The sequence below is a fragment of the Herbaspirillum sp. GCM10030257 genome, from assembly GCF_042666555.1.
Taxonomy (GTDB): Bacteria; Pseudomonadota; Gammaproteobacteria; order Burkholderiales; family Burkholderiaceae_D; genus Noviherbaspirillum.
This window is the reverse complement of sequence record NZ_JBHTDH010000092.1, coordinates 1-2,113: the sequence shown is the minus strand read 5'-3', so window position 1 is coordinate 2,113 and position 2,113 is coordinate 1. Positions and strand designations below refer to the sequence as shown.

The window sequence follows — 2,113 nt, the reverse complement described above, 5'->3', positions numbered from 1 at the left end:
GTGGATCGTCTCATAGCTGACTATCACGCCGCGCTCCAGCAGCAGCTCTTCGATATCCCGCAGGCTCAGCTGGAAACGGAAATACCAGCGCACCGCGCAACTGATGACCGCACCGGGGAAACGATGGTGATAGTAAAGGGCTTTGGGTATCTTCATTGCCCGACTTTACCAGCGTCCATCGTTAACGTGACATTGCCGTCGCGAACCATCGGTGGGTATAGGCGACCTTCCGGACTGTGGCGCCGAGGTCTCGTAATGAAGCTGTCGACCTTAAGCCAACTCTGGACTGTCCTGGAAGTGGACATTTCGCAGAGTCCGTTTGAGTAACGACTTAAGATCTAAATTTTGACAGACATGCGCTGGCCTCATATACGGTGGTTTCGACGATCCTGCTAGCTGGAAGAATCTCTTTGATTCCTTCTACTCCCTGGCCTGCGTACTGAGCCAAGGCCTCCATGTTGCCAGAGGCACCAGCCATTGGAAGAACCACGCTGTACCGCTCGATCGGTTTGCCATCCCCACGTATTGCGACAATCTCCTTTTCGTTCGGACGTGATCCTGAAGCTGGACAGCCAGCTGCTTCCCATGCCCGGACTGTGCTATTGCGAAGTGCGCGGTGTGGCGCGTTTTCCCAGCCGATGCCGAATAAATCGGCTAAGTAAACGGCTTCACTTTGGCGAGCCGCCAGTAGTGCCGCTTTGTATTCGGTGTGGGCCCGGGATTCTTCTGAGGCGACGAACCGAGTACCCATCGCAGCGCCTGACGCTCCCAACATCAATGCAGCGGCTAGACCTCTTCCGTCAACAATGCCTCCGGCAGCAAGAACTGGTACTGAACCTGCAATATCCACCACGTTGGGGACGAGCGCCATCGTTGTCACGTTTCCCCGAACGTGTCCACCTGCTTCCCAGCCCTGGGCGATGAGAATATCGGCGTCAGCATCAAGCGCTTGCTTTGCCTCGTCGACGCTCGCAACCGTAACGATTACCTTTGCTCCAGCATCATGTATTGCAGCAGTATATGGAGTCGGGTCACCCCAAAAAAGATGAACCAAGCTTGCACCGCTTTGCACCGCCGCATTTACATGCGGCTGTTGATTGAGGTCAGCACGGACATTTACGGAAAATGGACGGCAAGTCAGTTGCATCGTTGCCGTAACCATTGATGGAACGTTTTTCAATGGAAGGAACCAGATTGGCAGTGACCCCAACGCGCCCGCATTGCTCACACTGGCAGCCAGTTCGGGACCGGCTGCAGCGCCAACCGGAGCTTGCATTATCGGCACTTGAAGGGACAACAGAGCCGTGAAACTGGTGTTCATGATATCCCCTCCAACGGTGAATTAAGGTTTTGGTTCTTGCTGCAGGCCTTAACTTTGTGTAATAAAGCATAGCTATCCACCATACGCAATAGGCAACTATTAGCCGAACCCGGTAAGCGCCGTTGGTCCTGTCTGCGGCAGCTAATGGGCACCTTCCGGCCACCCGCAGATACGATACCAGATTCGCTTGACGACCCGTAACAGTCGGTCGGCTCTCTACAAAGCAGACATTCGACCTTTGTAAAATATACACGAGGCCCCAGTTTGGGCCGATGCTAATAGAAGTTACGGCCTGGTTCCGTGAATGTGAGAAGTGACCGGTGAGGTTTGTTTTGTAAATCCGTGAAAATACCCAAGGCCGTCACAGCCCTTGCACGGATTGCTTAAACCGATTGGGTTGCCCCTGTAGGCATTCAAGTCTTTCGCTAGACCTGCCCTGCATTCCGCCATCCTTGAACTCGGTTGACGACGTACATGTCACCACCCTAGTGAAGTAGATTCCTCGGAAGATTCGATATCAATTTCAATATGTCGTCCATCCGAGCAGGCTTGAGCAGATGCGCATCGAAACCTGCTTGTCTTGCTTGTACTACATCGCTCTCCTGGCCATAACCGGTGAGCGCGATAATAAAGGTATTTTTTGGGTTTTGTCGCATTAGCGGCGTAAAGAAAATTTTAGGCGCAAGGGCGTGGCGGCCTCTTATGCGGAACGGATTTTTCTTGCGAGCGCATAAAATTGCTCGGCAAAAGACAGTGCGTCGCTGCCTTTGAGATTGAGCTGGTTTTTGCGGA

The 2,113-nt window shown here is 53.1% G+C and carries 2 protein-coding genes and 1 pseudogene; all 3 read right to left on the bottom strand.

From position 1 onward, the window contains the following. Positions 1-156, bottom strand: a pseudogene (locus ACFQUU_RS29190) (IS6 family transposase); the annotation flags it as partial. A gap of 175 nt (positions 157-331) precedes the next feature. After that, entirely contained in the window at positions 332-1,321 is a 990-nt protein-coding gene (locus ACFQUU_RS29185) for an NAD(P)H-dependent flavin oxidoreductase (RefSeq protein ID WP_382252128.1), read from the bottom strand. Between the two features lie 485 nt (positions 1,322-1,806). Then, positions 1,807-2,113 (bottom strand): response regulator (locus tag ACFQUU_RS29180; protein ID WP_382252126.1); only part of this gene is annotated, 307 nt, incomplete at its 5' end.